17 protein-coding genes and 2 pseudogenes are annotated in these 26,348 nt (G+C 60.3%); 10 read left to right on the plus strand and 9 right to left on the minus strand.

The features are described 5' to 3' along the window. The first annotated feature begins 36 nt into the window (after window positions 1-36). The gene (locus tag ASE26_RS19190) at window positions 37-2,241 is read left to right on the plus strand and encodes an OsmC domain/YcaO domain-containing protein (protein WP_057246747.1); all 2,205 of its coding nucleotides are present in this window, start codon (window positions 37-39) and stop codon (window positions 2,239-2,241) included. Here the strand turns inward: ASE26_RS19190 and ASE26_RS19195 are convergent. Next, on the minus strand, window positions 2,238-3,215 hold the full coding sequence (locus ASE26_RS19195; RefSeq protein ID WP_057246748.1) for an NAD-dependent epimerase/dehydratase family protein: 978 nt from the start codon (window positions 3,213-3,215) through the stop codon (window positions 2,238-2,240). The two genes, ASE26_RS19190 and ASE26_RS19195, sit on opposite strands and share 4 nt — an antisense overlap. Before the next feature lie 95 nt (window positions 3,216-3,310). Between ASE26_RS19195 and ASE26_RS19200 the strand changes: the two genes are divergently transcribed. After that, window positions 3,311-4,216 carry a LysR family transcriptional regulator gene (locus ASE26_RS19200; RefSeq protein ID WP_055923454.1) on the plus strand — a complete coding sequence of 302 codons (906 nt, stop codon included), beginning with the start codon at window positions 3,311-3,313 and terminating at the stop codon, window positions 4,214-4,216. Window positions 4,217-4,492: 276 nt separating this feature from the next. Here the strand turns inward: ASE26_RS19200 and ASE26_RS19205 are convergent, their stop codons facing one another. From ASE26_RS19205 to ASE26_RS19215, 3 genes are all read right to left on the minus strand, one after another. Continuing rightward, window positions 4,493-5,338: a hypothetical protein gene (locus tag ASE26_RS19205; RefSeq protein ID WP_057246749.1), complete on the minus strand. Its 846-nt coding sequence runs from the start codon at window positions 5,336-5,338 to the stop codon at window positions 4,493-4,495. A 9-nt stretch (window positions 5,339-5,347) separates the two neighbouring features. After that, entirely contained in the window at window positions 5,348-6,016 is a 669-nt protein-coding gene (locus ASE26_RS19210) for a DUF6345 domain-containing protein (protein WP_156409967.1), read from the minus strand. A 231-nt stretch (window positions 6,017-6,247) separates the two neighbouring features. After that, window positions 6,248-7,075 (minus strand): CAP domain-containing protein, encoded by an 828-nt coding sequence (locus tag ASE26_RS19215; protein WP_057246751.1) that lies wholly within the window; start codon window positions 7,073-7,075, stop codon window positions 6,248-6,250. A 437-nt stretch (window positions 7,076-7,512) separates the two neighbouring features. On the opposite strand from ASE26_RS19215, the gene ASE26_RS19220 reads away from it, so the two are divergent. Beyond that, window positions 7,513-8,850: a 3-oxoacyl-ACP reductase gene (locus ASE26_RS19220; RefSeq protein ID WP_057246752.1), complete on the plus strand. Its 1,338-nt coding sequence runs from the start codon at window positions 7,513-7,515 to the stop codon at window positions 8,848-8,850. 123 nt (window positions 8,851-8,973) lie between these two features. Here the strand turns inward: ASE26_RS19220 and ASE26_RS19225 are convergent, their stop codons facing one another. The 3 genes from ASE26_RS19225 to ASE26_RS19235 form a co-directional block, all read right to left on the minus strand. After that, window positions 8,974-9,582: a hypothetical protein gene (locus tag ASE26_RS19225; protein WP_057246753.1), complete on the minus strand. Its 609-nt coding sequence runs from the start codon at window positions 9,580-9,582 to the stop codon at window positions 8,974-8,976. Further along, window positions 9,579-10,502 (minus strand): hypothetical protein, encoded by a 924-nt coding sequence (locus ASE26_RS19230; RefSeq protein WP_156409968.1) that lies wholly within the window; start codon window positions 10,500-10,502, stop codon window positions 9,579-9,581. The genes ASE26_RS19225 and ASE26_RS19230 overlap by 4 nt, the downstream gene beginning before the upstream one ends. 140 nt (window positions 10,503-10,642) lie before the next feature. Continuing rightward, window positions 10,643-12,787, minus strand: a complete 2,145-nt coding sequence (locus tag ASE26_RS19235; RefSeq protein ID WP_057246755.1) for a hypothetical protein — start codon at window positions 12,785-12,787, stop codon at window positions 10,643-10,645. A gap of 300 nt (window positions 12,788-13,087) precedes the next feature. On the opposite strand from ASE26_RS19235, the gene ASE26_RS32100 reads away from it, so the two are divergent. Both ASE26_RS32100 and ASE26_RS19245 read left to right on the plus strand, forming a co-directional pair. Further along, entirely contained in the window at window positions 13,088-13,573 is a 486-nt protein-coding gene (locus ASE26_RS32100) for a sigma 54-interacting transcriptional regulator (protein ID WP_057246756.1), read from the plus strand. Then, window positions 13,540-14,439, plus strand: a complete 900-nt coding sequence (locus tag ASE26_RS19245; RefSeq protein WP_057246757.1) for a hypothetical protein — start codon at window positions 13,540-13,542, stop codon at window positions 14,437-14,439. The genes ASE26_RS32100 and ASE26_RS19245 overlap by 34 nt, the downstream gene beginning before the upstream one ends. On the opposite strand, the gene ASE26_RS19250 is transcribed toward ASE26_RS19245, so the two are convergent. Then, on the minus strand, window positions 14,417-16,633 hold the full coding sequence (locus ASE26_RS19250; protein WP_156409969.1) for a hypothetical protein: 2,217 nt from the start codon (window positions 16,631-16,633) through the stop codon (window positions 14,417-14,419). The two genes, ASE26_RS19245 and ASE26_RS19250, sit on opposite strands and share 23 nt — an antisense overlap. A gap of 388 nt (window positions 16,634-17,021) precedes the next feature. Here ASE26_RS19250 and ASE26_RS32105 point away from each other — a divergent pair. The 5 genes and pseudogenes from ASE26_RS32105 to ASE26_RS19270 all read left to right on the plus strand — a co-directional run. Then, window positions 17,022-20,012 (plus strand): annotated as a pseudogene (locus tag ASE26_RS32105) (YDG domain-containing protein); the annotation flags it as partial. Window positions 20,013-20,063: 51 nt separating this feature from the next. Continuing rightward, window positions 20,064-21,695: pseudogene (locus tag ASE26_RS32110) on the plus strand (YDG domain-containing protein); the annotation flags it as partial. Between the two features lie 42 nt (window positions 21,696-21,737). Further along, window positions 21,738-23,381 carry a ShlB/FhaC/HecB family hemolysin secretion/activation protein gene (locus ASE26_RS19260; protein ID WP_057246760.1) on the plus strand — a complete coding sequence of 548 codons (1,644 nt, stop codon included), beginning with the start codon at window positions 21,738-21,740 and terminating at the stop codon, window positions 23,379-23,381. Window positions 23,382-23,457: 76 nt separating this feature from the next. Next, a complete protein-coding gene (locus ASE26_RS19265) occupies window positions 23,458-23,874 on the plus strand; it encodes a response regulator (RefSeq protein ID WP_057246761.1) in 417 nt (138 codons plus the stop codon). 183 nt (window positions 23,875-24,057) lie between these two features. After that, window positions 24,058-25,128 (plus strand): trypsin-like serine protease, encoded by a 1,071-nt coding sequence (locus tag ASE26_RS19270; protein ID WP_057246762.1) that lies wholly within the window; start codon window positions 24,058-24,060, stop codon window positions 25,126-25,128. A gap of 5 nt (window positions 25,129-25,133) precedes the next feature. Here the strand turns inward: ASE26_RS19270 and ASE26_RS19275 are convergent, their stop codons facing one another. Further along, window positions 25,134-26,348 carry a PepSY domain-containing protein gene (locus ASE26_RS19275; protein ID WP_057246763.1) on the minus strand — a complete coding sequence of 405 codons (1,215 nt, stop codon included), beginning with the start codon at window positions 26,346-26,348 and terminating at the stop codon, window positions 25,134-25,136.

Below are 26,348 nucleotides of genomic sequence, written 5' to 3' on the forward strand. Positions count from 1 at the left end.
CCACGCTATTTTGAGCACTAAATTTGGAACATTCCCATGGAAATTAAGGTCAACTTTCTCGATAAGCTTCGTTTGGAAGCCAAATTCGACGATTTCACGGTCATCGCAGACCAGCCAATCCGCTATAAAGGGGACGGCTCGGCGCCTGGCCCGTTCGACTATTTCCTGGCTTCGTCGGCCTTGTGCGCGGCATACTTCGTGAAGTTATATTGCTCAACTCGCAATATTCCGACCGAAAACATCCGCCTGTCGCAAAACAATATCGTCGATCCGGAAAACCGCTACCAGCAGATCTTCAAGATCCAGGTCGAGCTGCCGCCGGATATTTCGGCGAAGGACCGCGAGGGCATTTTGCGCTCGATCGACCGCTGCACCGTCAAGAAGGTGGTGCAGGCCGGCCCGGAATTCATCATCGAGGAAGTGGAAAACCTGGATGCCGATGCGCAGGCTTTACTGACCCTTGATGCCGGATCCGGCACAACCACCTACATTCCCGGCAAGGACCTGCCACTGGAACAGACCATCGCCAATATGTCCGGATTGCTGGCGAACCTCGGCATCAAGATTGAAATCGCTTCGTGGCGCAACATCGTTCCCAACGTATGGTCGCTGCACATTCGCGACGCGCATTCGCCGATGTGCTTCACCAACGGCAAGGGCTCGACCAAGGAAAGCGCGCTGGCGTCCGCACTGGGCGAGTACATCGAACGGATCAGCAACAACCATTTCTACGCCGGCGAATTCTGGGGCGAAGACATTGCCAATGCCGACTTTGTACACTACCCGGACGAGCGCTGGTTCAAGCCTGGCCGCAAGGATGCGCTGCCGGCCGAAATCCTGGATAAATACAGCCGCAAGATCTACGACCCCGAAGGCGAACTGCGTGGTTCGCACCTGTACGACACCAATTCCGGCAAGGTCGAACGTGGTATCTGCTCGTTGCCGTTCGTGCGCCAGTCCGACGGCGAGGTGGTGTACTTCCCGACCAACCTGGTAGAGAACCTGTTTGTCAGCAATGGCATGAGCGCCGGTAACACGCTGGCGGAAGCCCAGGTGCAATGCCTGTCCGAGATTTTCGAAAGGGCGGTCAAGCGCGAAATCCTGGAAGGCGAACTGGCATTACCGGACGTACCGCAGGAAGTGCTGGCGAAATATCCCGGCATCGTGGCCGGCATCAAGGGCCTGGAAGAGCAAGGCTTCCCGGTATTGGTGAAGGATGCATCACTCGGCGGAACTTACCCGGTCATGTGCGTGACGCTGATGAATCCCCGCACAGGCGGCGTGTTCGCCTCGTTCGGTGCCCACCCGAGCCTGGAAGTCGCGCTGGAACGCAGCCTTACCGAATTGCTGCAGGGCCGCAGCTTTGAAGGCCTGAACGATTTGCCGCGCCCGACCTTCGTCAGCAACGCTGTGACGGAACCAAACAACTTCGTCGAGCACTTCATCGACTCCAGCGGCATCGTGTCCTGGCGCTTCTTCAGCGCCAAATCGGACTTCGAATTCGTTGAATGGGATTTTTCCGGCCAAGGCGAAAACTCGAATGCAGAAGAAGCCGCAACCCTGTTCGGCATCCTGAAGGACCTAGGCAAGGAATCCTACATGGCGGTCTACGACCAGCTTGGCGCGACTGCATGCCGTATCCTCGTGCCCGGCTATTCGGAAATCTACCCGGTAGAAGACCTGATCTGGGATAACACCAACAAGGCGCTCCAGTTCCGCAGCGATATCCTGAACCTGCAGCGCCTCGATGACGATGGCCTGGACGAATTGCTGGAACGCCTGGAAAACAGCGAGCTTGATGAGTACGGCGATATCGCCACCCTGATCGGCATCGAGTTCGATGAGAACACCGTGTGGGGCCAGCTCACGGTCCTGGAACTGAGGCTGCTGATTAACCTCGCCCTCAACGAATACGAAGCCGCAAAAGAGCTGGTTGAGTCCTTCCTGCAGTACAACGACAACACGCTGGACCGTGGCCTGTTCTACCAGGCTCTCAGCGCAGTGCTGGAAGTACTGCTGGACGAAGAGATGGAACTGGACGATTACGTCGTCAATTTCCGCCGCATGTTCGGCGACGAGAAGATGGATGCGGTAATCGGCTCGGTCGACGGCAGCGTGCGTTTCTACGGCCTGACCCCAACCAGCATGAAGCTGGAAGGGCTCGACAGGCACCAGCGTAAGATCGACAGCTACCGCAAACTGCACGCGGCGCGCGCCAAGGCAGCGGCCAAGTCGAACTAAGCGCCGGAAGGAAGGCAGCCAAGGCTGCCAAGCGTGCGGGTGAGGGCGGTTTCCAGTGGAGTATGCGGTTCGGTGCCGAGCACTTGCCGCAGCTTCTGGTTTTCCATCCGCACAGCACGCAGCCACAAGTAGCGCATTTCCATCATTTCCCGCAAGGTCTCGTTGAACGGTGCGGCGAGACGAATCAGCCACCAGGGAAAGGCCTTCAGCTTCGGCAGCTTCGCACCGTGGGCGGCGACCACGCGCTGGATTGCCTGTCCGAATCCGGTGCCGTCATGGTCCCAATAGCCGGCCATGTGATAGCTGGCAAAGGCCGGCAGTTCATCGCGCTTATCCAGTAGCGCAATCATGGTGGCCGCCACGTCCGGCAAGTAGGCATATTGATGGCCAACACCAGGCGCGCCGGGCAGTTTTACTTCGGCGGGCACTTCGCCGGGACGGATCATGCCTTGCGAAAGCCAGTTATTGCGCGCACCGGGACCAAAGAAATCACCCGCACGGACAACGATGACGCGCACCATTCCTTGCTCGCTTGCCTCCCGCAGGCGCTGCTCCATTTCGACGCGAATCTTGCCTTTACGTGTAAGAGGGCGCTGCAGCGAATCCTCATGCAGGACCGGGAAAGCGTCGGGACCGTAGTTATAGACGGTTCCCGGCAGGACGACGGTCGCACCTTGCGCAGCCGCCGCAGCGATCGTGTTTTCGATCATAGGCAAAACCTGCTGGCCCCAGCCGCGATAGCCAGGCGGATTCACCGCATGGACGATCACTGCGCAACCTTCAGACGCCCTGCGTACATCGTGCGCGATCAACGCGTCGCCTTCGACCCATTCGACGCCATCTGCCAGCCGGCTTGCTGTGCCCAGGCCGCGCTTCAGCGCCCGAACTCGCCAGCCTTGCGCTACGAGCTGACGCAGCATTTCGCCGCCGATACCACCGCTAGGGCCGAGAACCAATACCGATTTAGCTTCCATGATTTGCTCCGTTAAGTTGACTATGAGGCAAATTATGGCCAAACTCAGACTAAACGAAAATTCCCTAAAGCTTTTCATCGGCTATACAAATTTGCATGACAACCTCGATTCCCTGGGATCTTTACCGAAGCTTCCTGCATGTTTTGAACGCCCAGTCGCTATCCGGCGCCGCCCGATCCCTGGGATTGACGCAGCCGACTGTCGGCCGCCACATATCCGAGCTGGAATCCAGCCTCGGCCTGGCCCTGTTTACGCGCTCCCAATCGGGGCTGCAGCCGACAGAAGCTGCATTGCAGTTGCGCAATCAGCTCGAAGAAATGCAGCACGCCGCCGCGTCGATTGAACGCAGCGCCCGAGGCCACAACGCCGTTCGCGGCGCCGTGCGCATTTCCGCAAGCGAAGTTGTAGGCGTGGAGATCCTGCCGTTGATCCTGGCGCCGCTTCGGGCTGAATATCCGGAGTTGGCGATTGAACTCGTGCTCAACGACGCAGTCCAGGATTTGCTTGGCCGGGAGGTCGACATCGCCGTGCGTATGACGCAGCCGCAGCAGGATCTGTTACTGGCGCAGCGCGTCGGCGAGGTTGCACTGGGATTCTATGCGCACGAAGATTATCTGGCGGCCCGCGGCACGCCGAAAACCTTGGCCGACCTGGCCGCCCACAGCCTGATCGGATTTGATATGGAGACGCCATTCCTGCGGTCGGCCAGTGCCAAATTGGGCGGATGGAAGCGCGAAGGATTCGCGTACCGCTGCGACAGCAATCTGGCGCAAATGGCGCTGGTTCGTGCCGGCGCAGGCATTGGCGGGTATCAGGTTGGACTGGCGGCTCGGGATAAAAAGCTGGTGCGGGTCCTGGCTAAAGAAATGAACATGACGATGACGACATGGGTAACCATGCATTCCGATCTACGCCAAAGTGCGCGTTGCAAAACGGTTTTTGACGCATTGGTGTCCGGCCTGAAGGAAGTGTGGGAAACTCCGAACGGCCCTAAGGAATGACATTTGAACCAAGCAAGGACAGTGCTGCGGCGTTGCAAGACTTCGCATAATCTATATTATGTCAAATGCAGTATATAGTCGCCGTGCACTATGCCGGGCAATGACGCCCCAACGGCAGCGCCTTGACTTAATGAACATGTCCAATCGCAAAAATATGGTCTGTTCCCGGGATCTATCCCGTTGTAACAAGGATTGAGTCGACTCATTTATGTGATTGCAAATGATCGTCGGGTCGCCCCTTCCTGAGGTCGAAGGGGCTTACGATGGCATCGTCGATTAATACGCTGCCATTGCGCGCAACTCCGTCATCCCGGCACGGCTCTTTGTCTCTACGGATACGGCCGGCACATAGCGCATGAAATCGTAGCGCGGCAATGCTGGGGTCGACACGGTTCCGGAAAGTGCGAATACCGGGACGATCATGCCCTGCACTTCGCGCGGAGGCAGCGCATAGAAACCAACCTGGCAGTCATGGAACTGGACTGAAGCCTCACCAGCGCGCAGCTGTGCAAAACTTTCATCGCGCATCAGGATGTCCGTCAGGTGGTCTGGTGAGAGCGTTATCGCTTCACCGGCCACATCGACTTCGCGCCAGAACCGTAGCAGCTCGTCCATGTTGCCGCCTTCACCGAGCGCTACCTGGATTTTGGCGCCCGGGCCAAAGCATGGGAGCCCGGCTTCCTTGAAGCGCATATTCACCTGGCGCGCAATCGGAAACACGGTTTCTTCCTTGTCGCCGGCCTTGCGGAAGCTGTACTCAAGGTCCGTGACTGAATGCACGGCTGCGGAGCTGTGCATCAGGTCGAGCTCGCGCAGTCTTTTCATGGCCAGGTCGATGGCTTCCTTTTCGTCGGGCAGGCGTGGCTGGTATTCTGCTTCACTTTTCTGGCCTGGACGGGTGCTGTAGCGCACCGAGCCGGTGGCCACGAAATATTCCAGTGAAGACCGCTCGTCGCGTGCAATCATGCGCGCCCCCATATCCTGCGGCCGTGCTTGCACGCCGAAACGTTCGGCAAATTTGCTGGCAAGGTCCATCGCGGCGCCTTCGATACGGCGTGGACGTAACAGGCATACCGATTGCTGCGCTGGCATTTTGGGGAAGGTAAACAGTTCGTAGTTCATGAGGATCTCCTAGCAAGCGCCGCGCAGGTAGTAATGGATAGCCGGAACATCGGGGTCGGACGAGACAAAGCCCTTGCCGTGCCAATGGTCCTCATAAGTATTGGTGCCGCTGGCGTCGGCCCGAAGGTAGGCCCAACGGCAGTCGGAGCCTTCGGTTTCCTGGGCGGCCGCGATCCAGGCGTCGCGCACGCGCCATCCGTTGTTGAGGTGGTCGGCGAAGTAGCGGCCACGGTTGGTCTCGTCATGGCACACGGTATCGAAGCCCAGCATGTAATGCAGGCCGGTGAAAGAAGGTCCCCAGCGGTCAAACACGCCTTCGCGCTGCAAGACTTGGCAGGCATGGAAAGCGATCCACTCTAGATCGATATCGCCCAGGCGCACTTCACCAGGCGTGGCCTGGCCGCTGTCGATCGTGGTGCCGAAGAACGGTCCCTGCGAATTGCCGTGACCCGCGAAGAATGCGATGTCGACATTGTCCGCCCAGGAACTGTCGCCGCCGGACATCGGGCTGCCGGCGCCCCGCTGTTCAAAATCCCTGTCCCACGCCGAGTTGTCGCCCCAGGCGAACTGGCGGACCGCGTGGAGCGTATTGTAGAAGCCTTCAGCTGCCGCTTTGGTATTTGAGACGTCTGCGGCACGCCCGTTGTACTTCATGACCCATTCAATGCCCATTCCCATGATGTATCTCCGTTGTTGGTTCGAGATGCCCCACTGGTACTGCCCGGTGGGATGTCCTGAACTTTACGGAGATAGTCAGCCTCGGTGATCCGTGCTGGTACCTAACTTTGGCGCCCTGCTCCACCTAAAATACGCCGGGCGTGGCGCACTACAGGTCTGGCACGATCCAGCATCAGATCACGGACGTAGCTGGCCCTCAGGCATCTTGTACTGTGCCAGCAAGTCCACTGTTCAAGGGATGAAGAACGTAACGCTGTACTGGAACGACTTGGCCTGGCCGCCGACTTTTACGTTGCTGATCGACACATTGAACTTGGTGTCGGACGGCGAGCGGGACCACTCGCTTGCGTCAGCGGTCAGCTTCCAGCTCATGGTGTTGTCGCCATAACCGTCCGGCAATGGACCGACACTGCCGACGGAGAGCACCTTGCCCTGGTCGTTGCTCATCGCCACGCTCGCGCCACTGAAATCCGCGCCGGGCAAGGAGAAGCTCCACGGGTGGCTTGGGTCGGCCACTTTGGAAGTCCAAGGCACATAGCCGCGTGATGGCCAGGCGATGCCCGTTTCCGTCACACCAGCCGGTGCGGCAACGGTGCCGCCGAATACCCATAAAGTGTTGGCCCGCGTAGTGTCGCCAGTGCCAACCTCGCCCAGGCGCGAATAGAGCACCCAGCGGCGGTGTCCCAGGCTCGGCGTGCCGTTATCGACAATATACGCGCGCACGGCATTTGGCCCTGCGTTGCCCAGTGCCAGGTTGGAGCTGCCCGCTGCGGTCGCACCGTCTGCCGTGTAGCAATTCCACGAAGATGGCGGCGAGTGGCTTAACTGCGAATTTGCTTCCATCATCAAGGCCGCTTGCTGCGCCATCGCAGAATGCGTGAGATTCAGGGAGACGTTCCCTGGCAGTCCAGCCAGCACGCGGAAGCTGTTCACCGTATTAACGACCGCCGCCTTATATTCAGCAGAGGTGGTACCGGCTACACAGCCCTGGGTTGAACCCGTCCACTGCATGGGAACCGAAAACGCGGGCAGCATGGTGGCGTTGTAGAAAGCGGCCACTTCCGCCCTGCTGTTAACGTTAATCGCCGTCGTCCCGCCGGTAGATGGCGTGGTTGGAGTGGTCGGCGTCGTCGGCGTCGTTGGATTTGTTGGAGTCGTCGGTGTTGTTGGTGTCGTGGACGGCTGCACTGACGGCTTGGATGACTCGGAACCACCGCTGCTGCAACCCGCGATCACCACAGTCAGAGCTGCCGCCAGAATTCGCGCCCTCGGGGACGCAGTTGTCATTTTCATCATTAGCTTATTTTATTGCCATGCGGCACAATTAATTGAGCCAGCATTATCACTTAGACACGGCAGATCTAGCGTTTGATTGGCACAAAAACCATAGTGTGTGCGCTCTACACGTCATTGGGCTAGAGGCAGTTGCCCATCGGTTTTCCGCGGTTCGGTAGTATAGTCGCGCCTCAACACGTCAATTTGCCCTGAAATCGAACATGCCCGATACCCTGATCAAGATTAACCGTTGGCCCGTCATCGGGCCGATTGTCCGCGCCATTGGCCTGCCTAATCCGACGGAGTTGCGGCGCTCTGCGGCGGCTTATGTCGCGCAGCCCTTCATTTCGCAGTCGTATTTGCTCGCGAAGGCCGAGGGAGCTTACGCCTCGTCCGCACTTGCCGCCGCGCTTCAAGCTGCCGGCGCAAAGGAAGCGACGGAATTGATCGACATCTTTGTGGTGGACGCTACGGGCTGCCGGACTGTCGGCGATTTGCGCGCGGTGTATTGCGCGTTTAATCAACACATAAGTTGCATCGCACGCAATGGACGCGTCCTTCTTATTGCTCCGCCTTTCAGTGCCGCATCGGATCCCGTAGCAGCAGCCGTGGCGCGCGGTTTGGAAGGACTGGTCCGTTCGCTAGGTAAGGAACTTGGCCGGCGCGGCGTGACAGCGAACCTGGCCAGCGTGACGCCACAGGCTTTGGACCGGCTCGACGGCGTGGTGCGCTTCTTCTGCGGGCCTCAATGCGCCTACGTCTCCGGCCAGGCAGTCCATGTCTCGTCCGAAACTTCCGCGCCAGGCGCCCTGCCCTCAACCGCAACCCTGGCCGGCAAACTCGCTTTGGTGACCGGTGCGGCACGCGGCATTGGCCTGGCAACGGCTGAACGCCTGGCGCAAGAAGGCGCCAAAGTGGTGGCACTCGATATTCCTGCTTCCGCCGACGAATTGAATGTCGTCGCAAGCCGGATTGGCGCTTCGCCGCTGGCGCTCGATATCGCTGCACCTGAAACTCCGGCAGCGCTTGCCCGATTCATCAGGGAGAACTTTGGCGGCGTCGACATCGTCGTGCATAACGCCGGCATTACGCGCGACCGAACCCTGGCGAAAATGGAAGCGCGCCAGTGGGATCAGGTGCTGGAGATCAACCTGTCGGCCATCGCAGCAATCGACAAGCTGCTGATGGATGAGGCACTGCTGCGGGAGAACGGCCGCGTGGTTTGCATGTCTTCGATCAGCGGAATCGCGGGCAATTTTGGCCAGACCAACTACGCCACATCGAAGGCGGCCCTGATAGGCTACGTCGCAGCGCATGCGCCCTTGCATGCGGCGCGCGGGATCACCTTCAATGCGGTCGCACCAGGCTTCATCGAGACGCCGATGACCCGGAAAGTGCCTTTCCTGACGCGTGAGATTGGCCGTCGCCTCAATTCACTATCCCAGGGCGGCCAGCCGCGCGACGTCGCAGAACTGGTGACTTTCCTCTGCACCCCCGGCGCTTGCGGTATCAACGGGCAAACCATCCGGGTCTGCGGCCAAGGACTGATGGGCGCTTGAGTTCCGATAAACGGTCCGGTGGCCGTTTATCCCGTATTTAACGCTGCTGAGGAAAGAATAGGTCGGCGCAAACACCTATAAGTGACGATGAGTGAAATTGCCGTCTAAGCCAACATGTGGGTCTTAATCAGTGTGCTTTATTTCCTTATCCTTCAGATTTCTCCAGACAACGATGACAACAGTAAATAGGGCGGTGGTGATCAGAAATACAATTGCGGCATAGTAGCGCACAAAGCGATTGATGATGTAGTCACGTGACTCCTTCTCCCACAGGAGACTAAACCCGAAAACGGTGTCTACGCCCCCAAGGGCGGCTACTGCGGAAGCGACATCTCGGCCTGCCAGCAGTTCTTTACCTTTTGCATGGTACTCACCTCGTATGACCAACCGCTGCGCAGTCTCAGGTACGCCATTGGGATACCTGAACGTATACTTGAGTGCCATTTCGTCGAATGAAAAGTAGAGGAATATTGCACCTACACAGCATAAAATTCCGACGGCGGCCCATAAGCGTTGCGTAACAACTCTGCTCCTCGCTCGGATAAATGGCGTCAGCGAAAGAAACACGACCAGAGTCCCAAGCGCGACAAAATTGACCGTCCGATCGGCGCCATTCATCTGCGGAAGTAGGTCTTTGAGAATTGAGCCGAATAAGGCGAAGGTAGAGCACACCAGCGCGGCCCCAGCACTAATGACTGCAATTGGGCCCGCGAACGGGCTTCCCGCCTTCACCGCCCCACCTGATCCAACTTTACAACTTGTCCTTCGTAGAAAGTCAGCTCAGCGGGACCGGTCGATGCCATATTCGCGTGTACCGGAGCAAACTGAATCTTTCCACCCCGAATTAACGGAAGCATCGCCTTGAAGGCGTCTTTGGGTCCAACCCAAACACGCAGGTCACTGACTGGCATGCGGGCTTCAGATGGCGATGCCAGCTTTTCAAACGAGAGTTCAACCAGCAGGTCTTCAACCAGCTCTACGGGAAATCTCTCCGGATGATGGAACATGTCCTTTGGCAACGCATAGACTCGCAACCCTGACATCTGTTTGGCATCTGTTTCGCTGACTAGAACCATTACTTTGATATCACGATGTTGCAGCGGTTCCTGGCCTTGACTTATCCTGGCTTGCATTGAGTGTAACGGTACAGTAGCGTCGCGTAGCGCTGCGAGGTCGGCATCATTGATCCCGCCTGACTTCGTGAACGCCTTCGATTCCAGTTGCATCGCTTCGACGTTCGCATTTGCTAATAAGTACTTTGTCATCGCGAGGTCAACGCGGCTGTATCGGGCCTGCCTTTCTTCCACAAATTTTGCACTCGCTTGGAACTGCCCTACCAGCTGCTGGTGCTTAACCAAGGTTGCAGCATTTGTGTAGCTTTGTCTCGGCAGCAGTTGTAGGCGCTCCTTTGCTGCTGAAGCGTTAGTGAACTGAACCTCCAACGTCGGTTTCGTTCTCTCGGCCATGCGAAAGCGATCCGCCAACGATTGACCCTCTGTTCGTTCTAAAGCAGTTTCATAGCTTTTCGTCTTTCCCGGAAATTTCTCGGCATTTCTCAGTGTGGGGATTGATGCAGCCTCGCGAGGCAACGACTGTTCCTGAGCTATAGCAACGGCTGACAACAGGCAACTAAGAATAAGCATTGATTTCATTTCTCTCCCCTTAATGCTGTCCCGCCATCGGCTCACTATATTCCGATATTAATCTCTGAAATTGCGCACTTTCTCACCTTTCTGATTACAAATGCATCCGGTGCTAACAACAGCAAGGGGCCGAAGCCCCTGCCCATGCGTCAAGCCGGTTCTGCAAGATCCTTCAGCCCATCCTTGATCTTCAGCCCTTTGGCCTTATTGGTCAGCTCCTTGGCCAATTGTTTGCCTGGCGCCGTGCTTGGGCCTGCGTCCTTCACCCAAGCCGCAGCACGCTTCAATTCCGCTGGGCTCATGACCGTGCTGCTGTCGATCAGCTTGGCAGCGGCGGCAAAGTCGGCTTTACGTTCACGGAAACGAGTCGCCATGCGTTTGGCTTCGACGTAGGCAAAGTGCGGGCGCAGCACCGGGTTGGCAATCGCTGCATCGATCGCAGCCAAGCCTTCGTGCAGGTGGTCGCCGCCAATAGCCAGCGACAGCAGCGAATCCGGCGTCGACAGCACTTTCAGCGCCGCCTCGGCGTGCGCCTGGTCGACTGCGGAAGTCACCATGACCGTGTTTTCGCCGGTGCAGGTGCATTCCAGGCCGCCATTGTCCCAGCGGGCTTCCACGATGATCCGGTAAGCGCCAGGCATCGGGAACAGCGCGCCCTGGCCGCCGCGCAGCAGGGTCAGGGAATGCTCCACCGTGTCTTGCGCATCCAGTGGCTGGACCTGGTCGTCTTCCACGCAAATGACGATGGGCGCGAAGGTGCGAATGGTGCCGCATGGGTCGATCACCTTGCCGCGCACAATACCGCTCTTCATGCTCAGGGTGTTTGGTGCGGCGATCGGGGCGCTGGTCTGGTTCTGCAGCGTGATGTTCAGGCGAACCGGGGCACCGATCGGAACTGCGCTGGCGACAGGCATCACGAACATGCTCAGGCCGTCGATTTCCAGTTCCATGTCGGTTGGGCTGATCGGGGTCGAACCGTAGGAGGTGCCGAACGGAAGGCCGCCAGGACGCACGTAGATATCCGGCATATGGCGCAGGCGCTTCGCATCATCCGGGTTATAGGACCACTGGATGTTCGCCGGGAATTGCAGGCTGCCCGGATTGAGCGAGCGTGAGGCGATCACGTCGGTGGTGCACAGGTAGCCGTTATCGGCGGTGTTGTGGTACAGGCCCATGGCATGGCCGATTTCGTGCACCGCGGTGCGGAAGTATGGCGCAGCAGCCGTGCCGAAACGCTGGCCTGCAACGGTGCCCCACTCCGCTGTGTTCGGCATGGTCCAGTGTGAGGAAATGGCGCAGCCTTCACGCGGGACGTTGTTGGAGTCCGTGCCGCTGTTGTCGTACATGATGCCGCGTTCGGTTTCGTCCAGACGGCGCATGGCCAGCACATGGTAACGCCATTCGACATCCAGGTTGGACGCGTCGCGCTTGGCCAGCATTGCGGCATGGGCTTCGCCGTTGGACCATGAGATGCCGCTCGGCTCGACGACATTATTGTTGCTTTGGATCGCGGTGATGTTCCAGTCCACGCTCTTGCCGATCACAGCCCAGTCCACACCCGCGCCGTTGCTGATGACGGCTTCGGACTGGCTGACGCGGTCCACTTCGATGGTCGCTTTGCGCAGGAAGTCGGAGACCCAGCCCATCGTCAGGCGGCCGACCACGACGTTGGAAGCGTTTTTGACGTCGCCTGCCAGGTAGTGGCTCGGCTCAGGGAAGCCGGCTGGCGCTGCCTGCCATGTCATCAGGGCCGTCAACTCTTCCTTGCTCCAGGTGCCGCCGGTATTCCAGGCGCCGGGATTCTTGGTGAAGCGCCACATCTCGAAGCCCAGCGTGAAGCTGTTGCCGAAGGTGAAGTTCTCCAGGATCTTGGTGACCCGCAGGTAATAGCGATAGCGGCTGCGGGACAGGATGGGAATGCCGCTGGCAGGATTGGGACCCGACAGGAGCAGTGGCCGTGCAAGGTCGGCCGGCAGCGCGCTCTTCAGCGGCAGGAACAGGACCGGGCGCTGGTACAGGTCGCCGCTCGCGGTACGTCCGCCTGCATGTTTTTCAACGCGCATCGTGCCGTCGTAAGTCACCAGGCCGATGCCGCTCGGGGTGTAGTTCAGCAGGTAGCAACCTGGGCGCACACTTTTTATCTTGATGAACTCCGGGTTCACCAGTTCGCCGGGGCCGGGAAAATGCGGGTGAATGTCGGCAGCCGATTGAGGCGCCGGCATCTCGAGGGCGTCTGGCAGCGTTGGGAACATCTGGTTCGATTGCATGGCGGAAGCATTGTTTTGGGCATCCATTGCGAAACTCCTGGTTTGGATATCGGGTATGTGAAGGTGAGGTGAACATGCCGGCTGCGCGATGTGGCGCTGCTGCATGTCGAGCACTTTAGGTGGATGCTGCGATGTCCGAATTGGTGCTGGCACCCAGATTTGGCGGGACGTGCCCCCTAAATTTCAACGCCGCTGGCGATCGCGAAGTGACAGCGGCGCGTTGATGTTGTATTTTGCGCAGCAAGGGCAGCTGGTGAGAATTGGTGTAGATGCTAGCGGTTAAACTTGATTATCGTTGCAAGTCCGACGCCGCCTGGAGATTCCCGCATGCTGGACCTGGATGCCACGCTGGTAGGATCTAGTCCTCCGATACAAGCTTTGCGTGCATACCTGCCCAAAGTCGCGCGCTCATCGGCCTCGGTACTGATCACCGGCGAAACCGGGACCGGCAAGGAATGCGTTGCGCAAGCGATTCATGCGCTCAGTCCGCGTAGCCGGGCCAATTTCGTGGTGGTCAACTGCGCCGCCCTGCCCGATACTTTGATTGAGTCCGAGCTTTTCGGCCATATGCGCGGCGCCTTCACCGGCGCACACGCCAACGCCCGCGTCTCCGGCGCCCGGGCCTGGCTGGCGGAACGTTTTCCCGGCGCTTTTGTCGTGCAGGGCGGCGAAGCGGAAGCCTTCCCTACTCCCGCCTCCGAAATGAGCCCGAAGAGCGCGCGGAGCAGCAGGCAGCGCGCGATGCCGCCACGCGGCTGCAACTGGCGCCCGGCGCCGGCATGCCAAGCCCCGCGGCCCTTCGTACCGTACTAGGACTCCAGCCGCAGGACGAAGTTCCGGCCGGCGACCCGGAGCGGCTGGTGCCTCTTGCACGCTCATGCCTGGCACGCAACCGCCAGCAGATGCTTGCCACGATGGTGATGATGGGCTTGCAGCGCATCGTTATCGAAAGCGGCCGGCTGAATGCTTCGATGCGCTTCCATATCGACACCCGCAGCGCCGCGAATGACGACCGAGGCTCCAGTTTTGATGAGCGTAATGACCTCAGCGTTGGTGTCGGGGCGAAGGTTGGTCCCTGGGGTGTCGATGCGCGGATGCAGAACACGATCGCTTATGTTTCGACCCAGCGCACCCAGACCTCGGAGGAGATGAATACCGACCTTGACCTGAACTCCTCGGTTGAATTGCTGTTCAAGACGGACCATGTGGACCTGGAACGGCTCGCCGGCGGGCAGGCGCAGGAGCGCATCCGGGTGAATACCATCAATCCGGAGGCGGAATCGCGCTTGGCTTCTGAGGATCGGCGTGCACGGATCACCTCGCAATCCGGTGCGGAGACGGCGCGCAGTGGGCAGGTTTCGGGGCGCCTCACAGCGCCGGCACAGGCTGGACCGGTGCATGCGACGGTACCAGGCAGCGGCGAGCGCAGCACCACAGCCACAGCACCGGAAGCAGCCACCACCACCGGAGGCACAGGCGGCACCAGCGGCACGGGAGTACCGGCACCACAGGCTCTACAGGCGCCACCGGAGCAAGCACCGCAAGCCCCACCCCGTCCGTCCCCGAGCAGCCGCTCCAGCCCCCGCCACCGCCCCCGATGGACCGCTCGCACGGCCTGGCAGCTTGAACAGGGGCTGGAGTGGTCCAAAACACCGCCTAGTTGCAGTAATCGGCGTTGATGAAGTCCCGCAAGCCGTGATGCTGGAAGATCTCGCAGTAGTCCTGCTTCCCGCCACTCGACCAGTTGGTGTGCTTGTCGAGGATTTCCATGAAGCGGTTGGCATACTCGTAGCGGTCTTTGTAGGTCGATGCCGCCATCAGGTCGGCCGCCCAATACACGATCCAGTTAAAGTCGGTATCGGTAGTTGGGCGCCAGGTCCCGCTCTGGGTCGCGCCGGTGACCTTGATGCCATGGTAGAACTCCCACAGCGCCTGTCCAACGACACGGCCGGCGTGATACGGTCCCTGGTCCGTGGTCTGGTTGACACAGAGGTGGCCGCCGACCGTCATCCGGCTTGCATCATTCTCGTGCACTTGCCCGGTTTCAGAGTGCGAGAAGTATAGCTTGTCGGTGCTCGACGGTTTATAGCCGACCCCGTAATAGCTCTGCCAGAACGCCTGCGGCACCGCAGTGCCAAGCGCACCTTCATGGATGAACTTCATCTGGTTGTTGCCGCCGCAATCGAGGTCCGAACCGAAATCGTAATATCGTTTCAGGAAGAAGTGATTCAACTCATGATGCAGATTGCTTGGGTTGTCAAAGCAGCCGCCACCTTCGCAGGATGCATTGTGATTCGACGAACCGGCAGGATCCCGATGCGCGAGACGGATCACATTCCCGCCTTCGCCCTTATTGTTGTCGGTGGTAATGGCGAAGGTGGAATTATGGACCGATCCGGAGCGGCAGGCGTCCGATACCAGGAGCACGCGCGGGAAGTCGCTGGCCGAGTCGGGCAATACGCCCATTGCATCGAGCGAGGGTTTCAGCCATTGCGAGAATTGGCGCGCCCAGTAATACGCATTCGTCTCGCCGAAAGTCTCGCTGGCGCCGCCGGGGAAGTACGGCGCAAAGTCGCGATCGGTCCTGCGGGTAGCGCGGATGAATGAGCTGCCGCTGTCCGTGCCATACGCGGCCGAACACCAGTTGCTCGCAAATTTGGTTTCGCCGCACATGGTTTCTGCCGCGCCTTCGCAGCGGTGGTCGTTCATCATGTAGAAGAAGTCGTGCTCGAGGCGGCGGTCATTGCGGGTGTACTGGCCGGTTGAAATCACTTGCGCTGGGGTAAACAGGTTGCCGCTCGGGTAGCGCCAACGATTCACCTGTGCGTCCGTGTAGGCGCGGTCGACCAGGTCGCTCACATTGAGGATGCGCCCGTTCGCTGCATCGACAATGGTGCGCCAGTGGCACTCGCCATCGCTGGATCCCGATTCAATGTCAAACACCCGAAGGCCGCGGGCGATGTCGATCGTGCGCTCGTTGCGGATGGTACGGACTTGCATTTGCTTGCATTCGGCCTGCGCCGGCGCAATCAATGCAGTTCGTGCCGCCAGTTCCGGGCTGATGCCGCCGCCGATGTCGGCACTGGTGGACTTGAGCTGCAGCTTTGCCGGTGTGAGCAGCATCCGGCTGATACCTATCACGTTCCAGTTAAGATCGAAATGCACCAGCGTGCGGCCATAAAGCACTTTTTCGTCGCCAACGTACTGCTCGATCGTCAGCTTGCGGAACAGCGGCGACGTCTGATATTCCTTGATGCGCAGCGACTGCGCGATCCGGGCCGGATCGATGTCAAACATCCTGGCATGGCGCGCCAGGAAGGCCGAGAGGATCGGCATTGCAGCGCGCTTCTCGAGCGCGAGCGTGGCCGCATCCGGTCTTTTCCAATCCACCATGCGGTCGGGGTCCGGCGCAGGCCCCTGCCGTACCTCGCGCGGCACTACCGTACCGTCGCGCGGCTTGTCGGCGCCATCGACTGTGCCCAGCGAAGCACTTGCCGCGCTGCCAGCCTCGGCAACGAATGGCAGGGCCAGGCCGTTGGTCTCCAGGTCGCGGCTGGCGATCGGGCCCTTGGATGGCAGCAGGAGGCTGCGCACCGGTTTCGCAGTCGCCGGCATGCCGAGTTTGACGAGCACCTGCATGGCATAGTCTGGGATCACGGGCTTCGCCTTCGACGCGAAACTATCGATATGCGGCCCGGCAAAGGTAAACGAGACGTCGGCATCGAGTTTCCGGTAGTCGGCCATGGCACTGGACACTGCAAGCGAAGGCGCCTCCCGAGGTGGACGCGCACCGTCGATGCTCCCTGCCTGCGCCGCACCGGCACTGAAAAGCGCTGCAATAGCGAACGGCGTGATGGAACGTGGGGTAAACATTATTTCCTCCCGGCTGAAAAGCCAAAGTTGTCTGGGTCAACCAACTTTAGAAAAGATCAGCGGCGGGCGGATTGGTGCTGGCACCTAAATTCCCCTGGGTGCGGCACCTAATTTTCTCAGGCCAGGTCGCTACAGATTTGGAAGGTGACGCGCCGCACCAACGCAGAAAACTATTTTTCGGTATTGCCGTGTGAAAACTAGTCAAATCTGTGTAAGATCGTCATTGCCGTACAGAAATAGCATCCTCCTGGTGACGCCCCACCTCTGCGCACCGCACTGCCGCCAAGGCACATCAATCAACAGCCCTGAATCCTGCTGTCCGAGTCTGGCTCCGTTTATGCAAACGCGATTGCCCGATCCGTCTCAATTCAACGTCTGAGGTAGCGTTATGAACAGGATTTTCCGAGTTGTGTGGAATGCCAGCATGGGTATGTGGCAAGTGCGTTCCGAACTGGGCGGCGCCCATGGCAAAGCGCGCGGCGCGCGCGCCACGCGCCGCGCCCTGGCGACAGCAAGCCTGGCCCTGATTGGCGGCGCGGCGTTGGCGGCAGATTTGCCGACTGGCGGCGTGGTCGTCGCCGGCCAAGGCCATATTAGCCAGCAAGGCGGCGCGATGACCATTAAGCAGGGCGGCGCCAAGATGGCCATCGACTGGAATTCGTTCTCCATCGGCAAAGGGAATACTGTCAATTTTGTACAGCCTTCCGCCTCCTCCGTCGCCTTGAACCGCGTTACCGGCAGCGATGTATCGCAAATCCAGGGGGCACTCAAGGCAAACGGCCAGGTCTTCCTGCTGAACCCCAACGGCGTCCTGTTCTCGCCGACCGCACAGGTGAATGTAGGCGGCTTGCTCGCGTCGACCCTGGACATGAGCAACCAGGACTTCATGTCCGGAAATTACAAGCTGCAGGGCGCCAGCTCGAACGCAGTGATCAACCAGGGCAATATCAAAGCCGCCAACGGCGGAACGGTCGCCCTGGTTGCAGCACGCGTGAGCAATATGGGCGAGATCTCCGCCGAGCGCGGCAATGTGCTCCTGGGCGCCGGCAGCGAAGTGCTGCTGGACCTGGGCGGCCCGATCAAGCTGCAGATCCAGAAAGGCGCCATCGATGCGCTGGTCGAAAACGGCGGCGCGGTCCGCGCCGATGGCGGCAACGTCCTGCTGACCGCAAGGGCTGCCGGCGACCTGGTCAGCACTGTCATCAACAATGAAGGCCTGGTGCAGGCACGCACCATGGCCACCGGTGAACAGGGCCAGATCCTGCTGCTGGGCGATATGCAGAACGGCCGTATCGATATCGCCGGCAAACTTGATGCAAGCGCGCCGGAAGGCGGCAATGGCGGCTTTATCGAGACCTCGGCGGCGCATGTCTCCACCGCACGCGCCGTGCAGATCGATGCCAGCGCCGCGCGCGGCCAGGGTGGTCATTGGCTGATCGATCCCTACAACTACACCATCGATACCAGCGCCGCCAGCAATATCGTCAGCGCCCTGAACCTGGGCACCAGCGTGACCGTCACTACCCAGTCCAATGTTTCGAACTACGGCAGCACCGGCTCAGGAAGCGGCGACATCACGGTCGCCAGCGCCATCGCCAAGACCAGCGGCGGCGACGCAACCCTGGCGCTGCGTGCCGACCGCAATATCATCGTCAACAGCGACATCACCTCCACCGCAGGCAAGCTTGGCGTGACCCTGAGTGCGGCCAATGCCGCCAATGCCACCCTGGGCGGCGTTGACATCAATGCCGACATCAAGTCCAACGGCGGCAATATCATGGTCGGCAGCAATGCCGGCAGCCAGGTCAATGGCTTCGGTTACGCACTCAATTCAAGCTCCGGCACGGCTGCAGTTGTCCTCCAGCGTGCAAGATCCATCCTGTCCGACGGCGGCAATATCGTCATCAACGGCAAATCCGTGGTCGGTTCCAACAGCGGCAGCTACGCTGGCGTTACCGGCGGCGTGTACATCATGTCGAATGCGAACATCAACTCCGGCACCGGCAACCTGTTCATCACCGGCGTCAGTACGGCCGGCATCAAGACTTTTGGCGTCGCCTTCGAAGGCAATTCCAACACACTCACGACGGTCGGCAATTCGGCGGGCGGCGGCATGCTGCTGAATGCCTCCAATACCACGGCGGGCAATACCCAGGCAGTGCTGGACCAGGGCGCAATTGGCCTGGTCTCTTATGGCAACCGTGCGCGCGTGGCATTCCGGGGGAACTCGGTTGCCAGCTGGCTGGTGTTCGTCAACGGCGCGCCGCAGTTGTCGGCATATACCCAATCGCCGCAGTTGTCGAGCTGTGCGACGCCTTATCCGAACTGCGGGACGCTGGTCATTCCTGGCGCGAACAACAGCTACCTGTACGCGACCTACCAGGCGGTCAGCATGTCGACCCAGCCGCTTTACGTGATCCAGAATGCGGCCGGCACCAAAACGTACGACGGCAATAGCATCGCCACCGGCCTGGCCTTCACCACGATGGGCGGCCCGGGAGGATTTTCCGTTTCATCGCTCACGCCGGCTGTGGCCTATACCACCAGCAGCAAGAACGCCGGTTCTTATGCCGGCTTGAACGCCGATGCCGCAAATCCGACCAGCTATACCAGCGGCGGCACCACTTACGCTATCGGCTACTTCAACACGGGCAGCTATACCATTACAGCAAAGACCTTGACCCCGGCTGCCGCCAGCAAAATATATGACGGCACGACGGCAGCCAATGTATCGGCCACCGGCATCGTCAGCGGTGACGCGGTCAACCTGAGCGGCAACGGAACTTTCGCAAGCAAAAACGTCGGCAACTATACGGTCGATATCAGCAATATCACGCTTAGCGGCGCGGACGCCGGCAACTACGCGCTTGCCAGCACTTCTGCCAGTGCTTCCGCCAGCATCACCGCACGCGCTGTTTCCGTGGCGGCGGCAAAGACCTATGACGGCAGCACCGATATGAGTGGTTATGTCATGCTGGGGAACCTGGTGTCCGGTGAAAGCCTGAACTACACCGGCGCTGCCGCAAATAGCGCCAACGTGAATGGCGCGAGCTACCTGAATGCGATGACGCTGACCGATGGCAGCAACGGCCTCGCTTCAAATTACTCCCTGCCCGGCCTTGGATCGGCTGGTGCGGCGAACTCCGCGTCCATCGCGGCGAAAGCGTTGACCCTTACCGGTCTTGCTGCGACTGACAAAGTCTACGACGGCAATACCTCGGCAACCCTTAACGGCGGCACCCTGAACGGTTTGGTCGGTGCGGAGACTTTGAACTTCTCCGGCCTGTCCGGGATCTTCGCGGACAAGAACGCAGGTTCGGCGAAATCGGTGACGGTGAGCGGCCTGGTGCTGTCGGATGGCTCCGGCCTGGCTGCCAACTACACCATCAGCAATCCGGTTGGCGTTACCGGTTCGATCACGCCGCGTGCAACGGCAGTGTCGGGCATTACCGCGGCAGGCAAGACTTATGACGGTAGTGCTGCGGCGCAGCTTGATGCGGGCAATGCCGTATTCTCCAACCTGGTCGACGGCGAGACGATCAGCCTGACGGTCTCCGGCGCGTTCACCGATAAGAATGCCGGCGCCGGCAAGCTGGTAAACATCAGCAGCAGCTACGGCGGGGCGTACGCCAGCAACTACACGATTACGGACCAGGCCAGCACGACTGCTTCCATCGCACGCAAGGCATTGACCATCGTTGGCATGTCCGCAACTGACAAAACCTATGATGCGACGACTGGCGCAACCCTGGTTGGCGGCACGCTGAGTGGGCTGGTTGGTTCGGAGACTTTGAGCTTCTCCGGCCAGGCGGGGGCGTTTGCGGACCGCAACGCGGGCAGCAACAAAGCTGTTTCCGTGAGCGGTATCGTGCTGGCTGATGGCACTGGCCTGGCGTCGAACTATCAGTTGACGATGCCGGTTGGGCTTATGGCTTCGATCTTCCCGAAAGCACTGACTGTGGGCGACCTGGCCGCAGCAGACAAAGTGGAGGACGGCATTACAGTGGCAGCGCTGACCTCCGGCGGTTCGCTGGGCGGCGTGATCAGCGATGATGATGTACATATCGACAGCAGCGCGGCGACTGCGCAATTCGCACAAGCGACCCCAGGCAGCTCGCTTAACGTCAATGTGGCTGGTCTTGCACTCGGTGGCAGCGATGCAGGCAATTACAGCTTCTCCGGCAGCGGCGCGACGACGGCCAGCATCACGGCGCTGCCGGTGCCAACGCCTGTACCGATTCCAACTCCTGTTCCAGCTCCAGAGACCACGCCGGCCCCGGCGCCTGAACCAGAACCAGTCACAGTACCTGTGCCGATGCCAGTTCCAGAGCCGGTCACCATTCCGGTGCCAACGCCAGTTCCTGAACCAGTTTCGGTGCCTGTGCCAACGCCAGTTCCAGAACCAGTCAGCGTTCCGGTGCCAACGCCGGTCCCGGAACCAGTCTCCGTGCCTGTGCCAACGCCGGTTCCGGCCCCGGTTCCGGTCACGACGCCTGAGCCAACGCCGATCGTCGTTCCAGCTCCGGCCCCGGTCGTGACGCCGGCGCCAGCCCCTGTTGTGGTAGCAGCCCCGGCCGCAATCCCGGTGCCTGAGCCAACGCCCGTAGCAGCCTCTGTAGCAGCCCCTGTAGCAGCGCCTGCCCCGGCTCCAGTTGCAATCAGCGTCCCGGTTCCAGCACCAGCTGCAGCAGTATCGCCAGAACCTGCGCCTGTAGCAGCGCCAGTTCCCACGCCAATGGCGGCGCCGGCACCGGCCGTAGAACCATCGGCCATGCCTGACGCAAGGACCGCTATCGCAGCCCAGGCCGCAAGCCCCATCATCACGGGTGGCGCAACCCCAACCTTGCCCTCGCTGAGCGTCGGTGGCTTGAACTACACCGATGTCAGCGACTCCAGCAGCGTTCAATCCGGCTCCGGCAATCGTGACAACATGCCTGCAACCCAGAGCCTGACCGCTGGCCGCGACGTCAAGTTCCTGAGCGTGTTTGTGGTCTCTGGCGGCATCCAGATGCCATCTGCCGTCCCAATTAATGAAGGAACAGCGACAAACGACCAAAAGTAACGATAGAATGGAGTTGTCAATCAGACAGCGTTGAAAGCCGACATGCGACCAGCCAACACCATTCTGACCATCGCCATCTTTTACGCCTTCGCCGAGGCGGCCTTTGCCCAGCAAGGCGCGCAGTCTTTGCAGGAAAACGGGCAGCGGGAGCTGCGGGAGCCTGTTCCCGCACCACCGCTCCCGTTACCTCCCCCGCCCCCTCCCGCCACAGTCCCTCCTGGCGGACTGACGGTAACGCTGAAACAGGTAACCGTCACCGGCAATACCCTCATCCCACAGGAAGAACTCCTGCGCGAACTGGGCCCCGTGGTTGGCAGGACTTTCGACTTCGCCGGCCTGAGTGCATTGGCGGACAAGCTCTCCACTTACTATCGTGCAGCGGGCTATCCATTTGCTCGAGCGTACCTGCCGCAGCAGGATCTGCAGCAAGGCAGCCTGCGCATCGAAGTGCTGGAAGGCCGCTACGGTGCAATTACAAGCAACGGTGACAAGTCCCTCAGTCCCGCAGCACTGCGTTTCCTGTCACCACTGCAGCCCGGCAGTGTGATTGAAAGCCATGAACTCGAGCGTGTCACCCTTATCCTCGACGACCAGCCGGGCGTGCGCAGCATTCCTGTGGTGCGTCCCGGGAAGGAGGTTGGTACCGGCGACCTTGCCGTCGAAGTGCAGCGCAATCATCGTTACGCAGGCGAGATCGGGCTCGATAACAACGGCACGCGTTACACGGGGCGCACCCGCGCCCATGCCAACCTGGACATTGACAGCCCGTTTACGCTTGGCGACCAGGTCTCGCTGCAGGGCATGTACACCAACGAGCAAATGTGGTTTGGTTCCGCGGCATACGCCGTCCCGCTGGGCGCAAGCGGCTTGCGCGGCCGCGTTGGCTACAGCCGTTCCTACTACGCGTTGGCGGACAGCTTTGCGGCCCTCAATGCAACCGGTACGGCAAATGTCAGCAGCGCTGGGCTGAGCTATCCGCTGGTTCGATCCCAGCGCCGCAACCTGACCTTGTCGGCGACGCTGGAACATAAGCGCCTGCGCGACCGGCAAGGCGCCACAGACAGCAGCAGCGACAAATCGAGCAACAGCGTGCCGATTGCCATGAATTTCGACGTGCGCGACAACCTGCTGCGCGGCGGTGTCACCTATGGCGCCGTTTCATGGACGCCGGGACGCCTCAGCCTCGATGGCGCCTTATTGGAGACCGACGCAACGACCTCCCGCAGCGCCGGCCATTTCTCCAAGCTGAACCTGGACCTCGCCCGCATCCAGTCGGTGGCCGAACACGTGGACCTGTATGGACGCCTATCGGCGCAATGGGCCAGCAAGAACCTGGACTCGTCCCAGAAATTCGGGCTCGGCGGCCGGAATGGCGTGCGTGCCTATCCCGGGGGCGAGGGTTATGGCGATGCGGGTGCCCTGGTCCAGCTCGAACTGCGCTACGCTGCCGGCGCCTTCATGCCTTACGTTTTTTACGATGCCGGCCGCATCACCGCCAACCGCGAGCCATGGACCAGCGACAGCAACCACCGCTCCCTGGCCGGTGCGGGCCTCGGCCTGCGTTACGACAATCGCGCCTTCAATGCCTCACTGGTTGCTGCCTGGCGTACCCGTGGTGGGGCGCCGCGCTCCGAGCCCCATGACAGGCAGGCGATGGCTTGGCTCAACCTCGGCTATCGCTTCTGAACGCGGGAGGCGCGCGCCACGCGGCGCCGCCTGGTGTTAGCCTGCCAATGCCGACAGCTAGCAGACAGGGCGCGCCATGCAAAACGCTACTATCGCTCCGTTCCACAAACAGCAGCCGAAGTCCGTTTTCATCATCGACGACAACGCAATGATGCGCTCGATGATGCGCCTCGGTGCGAACGAAGCCGAACTGGCGGTTCTGGGAGAAGCCGGAACGGCCCAGGCCGGACTTGCACGCTGCACGCAACTATCGCCCGATATCGTGCTGCTGGACCTCGGCCTGCCCGATGGTGATGGCCTGGAGTTAATCTCCGAAATCAAATCGCGCTGCCCTGACGTCTTCGTTATCGTCGTATCGGGCAATAACGACCAGGGCGTCGTCCAGTCGGCCGTCTCGCGCGGTGCAATGGGATTTATCGTGAAGCCCTTCAGCATCGGCAACATTACCGATACCCTGGTTGCCGCCAGGCGGCGGCTTGCAGCTCGGCAGTAACAGCACGGCGCTGTATATCAATTTGCAATGCAATGTCGGAAAGTTTTACATTTTTTCAAGCGCCTGCCGCACCCCGCAAAGTAAGTGACTGAAAGTAAAGCGGCTTATTTGCTGGGCCCGTTTATTGCTAAACGTTTTCCCAACGTATTCATTCACTGAGCAATATTCTCGGGAGGGAACGACGTGGGACCAAACACCGCAAAAAAACTGTTCGGCATGGCACTGGCGTTCATCGCTTTTGCCGGCACAGCACACGCTACGCCAGGCGGCACCATCACACCGTTGATCACATCGGGCGCACTGCCCGACACCCCTGCAGCCCACGTGGATCCCAATACTGCCGCCTCGCCTTTCTCCGGCGTGGTAAGCATCAATATCCGCTATGACGGACTGAGCTATATCTGTTCAGGTGCACTGGTCGGCAAGCGCCAGGTGGTCTCGGCTGGCCATTGCGTGGATACGAATGGCAAAGGCAGCCTGATCGACCTTAACAAGCCTGGCAACGATGTCCGCGTTGTATTCAATGCCTCCTCCACGCCGGGCGACCCTGGGCGTGCCGTAGTAACCGCGTCCAAAGTCCAGATGAATCCCAACTACGCGGGATTTGGCAATTGCCCGGCCGGCGTGTCAGGCTTTTGCGTGAACGATGACCTGGCCGTCATCACACTCGGCCAGGATGCGCCTCCGTCGGCCAAGATCTACAAGCTGGCAGGCCAGCAGTTGCAGGCCAATACCCGCCTTATCATGGCCGGCTACGGCACTTCGGGCGACGGCATCAAAGGCTACACCATCAGCCCGGACTTCCGCATCAAGCGTACTGGCCAGAACGTCGTCGACCTGTTCGATGCCGATGACGAACAGGGATTCAGTGGACCCAACGAAGTCTGGTACGCCGACTTCGATGGCAATGGCCACGACACCTTCTGCGGATGGGGCCTGGCGTGCTCCGCACAGCTGGCCAACGATCATGAGTCGGGCATCGGCGGCGGCGATTCGGGCGGCCCCTCGTTTATCGAGCAGTATGGCGAATTGATGCTGATCGCTACCAACACCTTTGGCGGTACGCCGGATGGCATTGTTGCCGGTGCCTTCGGCACCTATTTTGGCGGCATTGCCCTGAACAGCTACCTCGATTACCTGGCCAGGGCGACCGGTGGCGCGATACAGGTGGTGCCTGAGCCTGCGAGCGCCGCGATATTTGCGCTTGGCCTGTTGGCACTGGCCGCCGCCCTCCGCCGCGGCCGGCGGCACTGAGCGCTTCACAGGGCGGGCTGCATCGCACTTTTTTGCGCTGCGGCCGCCCTCTCCCGCGACGAACGCTTGCGCCACCAGATCACCACTCCGGTGACGCTGAGCATGGCGACCACGATTCCCATGGCGGAAATCAGGATTCGCCCCGGCAGTCCGAGGATGCGGCCGGAATGCAGGGGGAACTGCGCCTGGACGAATATATCGGCCGCAGTTCCTTTCCATGGCTGGCGGTCACCCAGCAGGCGGCCATCGATGCCGTCGTAATACAGCACCGCCGGTCCCACGCCGCCAGCACCATGATCGTCGCCCGGCTTGAAGAAACTCACGCCATAAATTCCATAGGCCTGCGAATAGAACACACTGCCAGGCGGTACGGTCCATGCGCGCAGCCGGGCTTCCCGCGCGGCCTGTTGCAGGACCTTGGCATATCCAACGCGGGCCAGGATCGGATTCCGCAAATCCCGCGGCACCCTGGTATCGAATGGCGTGGGCGTCAGCTCCGAGACAGTCTTCATCACGGGATAGAAAACTTCGCGGTACAGGTTCAGCGAGAACGCTGTAAAGGCCAGGATGAACAGCAGGCCCCACGTCCACAGGCTGACGGCCCGGTGCAGGTCGAAATTGAGCTTGGCACTGCCGCCGCCCCAGCGGACTTTCCAGGCGGGCTTCCAGCGCTGCCACCAGCCGCGGGCAGAAGGCGTGCGGACACGGACAGGCAGCGTGAGGTAGAAGCCAACGAAGCTGTCGACCGCCCAAACCATCGCAATCATGCCCATCAGCCAGATGCCCCAACGGTCTATGCCCCACATTTCAGGAATGTGCAGCGAATAGTGCAGCCGATACAGGAAGGACACCAGGGTCTCCTTGCGGATCGGCCAGACTGCTCCCCACTCACGCTTACCCAGTTCCGCGCCGCTGACGGGATCGACAAACACCTGGTTGAAGCCGCTTGCCTCAACGCCAAACCCCAACGATTCTCCCTGCCCTGCATGCAGCGGGATATACGAAACCTTTGCCTCGGGATGGCGTTGCTCGAGCTGGCGCGCCAGCTCCAGTGAAGACTGCGGCTTACCCGCCGTATGCGCCGCCATCAGGTGCGGGTTAAGCAGGTCGTCCAGCTCATGGTCCCATGAGATCACCGCCCCCGTCAGGCCGCTGATGAACAGGAAGCCCGCCGTGAGCAGGCCAAGGTAGCGGTGAACCAGGGTCCAGGTTGCGCGCAT

Source organism: Duganella sp. Root198D2 (genome assembly GCF_001428585.1).
Lineage (GTDB): Bacteria > Pseudomonadota > Gammaproteobacteria > Burkholderiales > Burkholderiaceae_D > Rugamonas.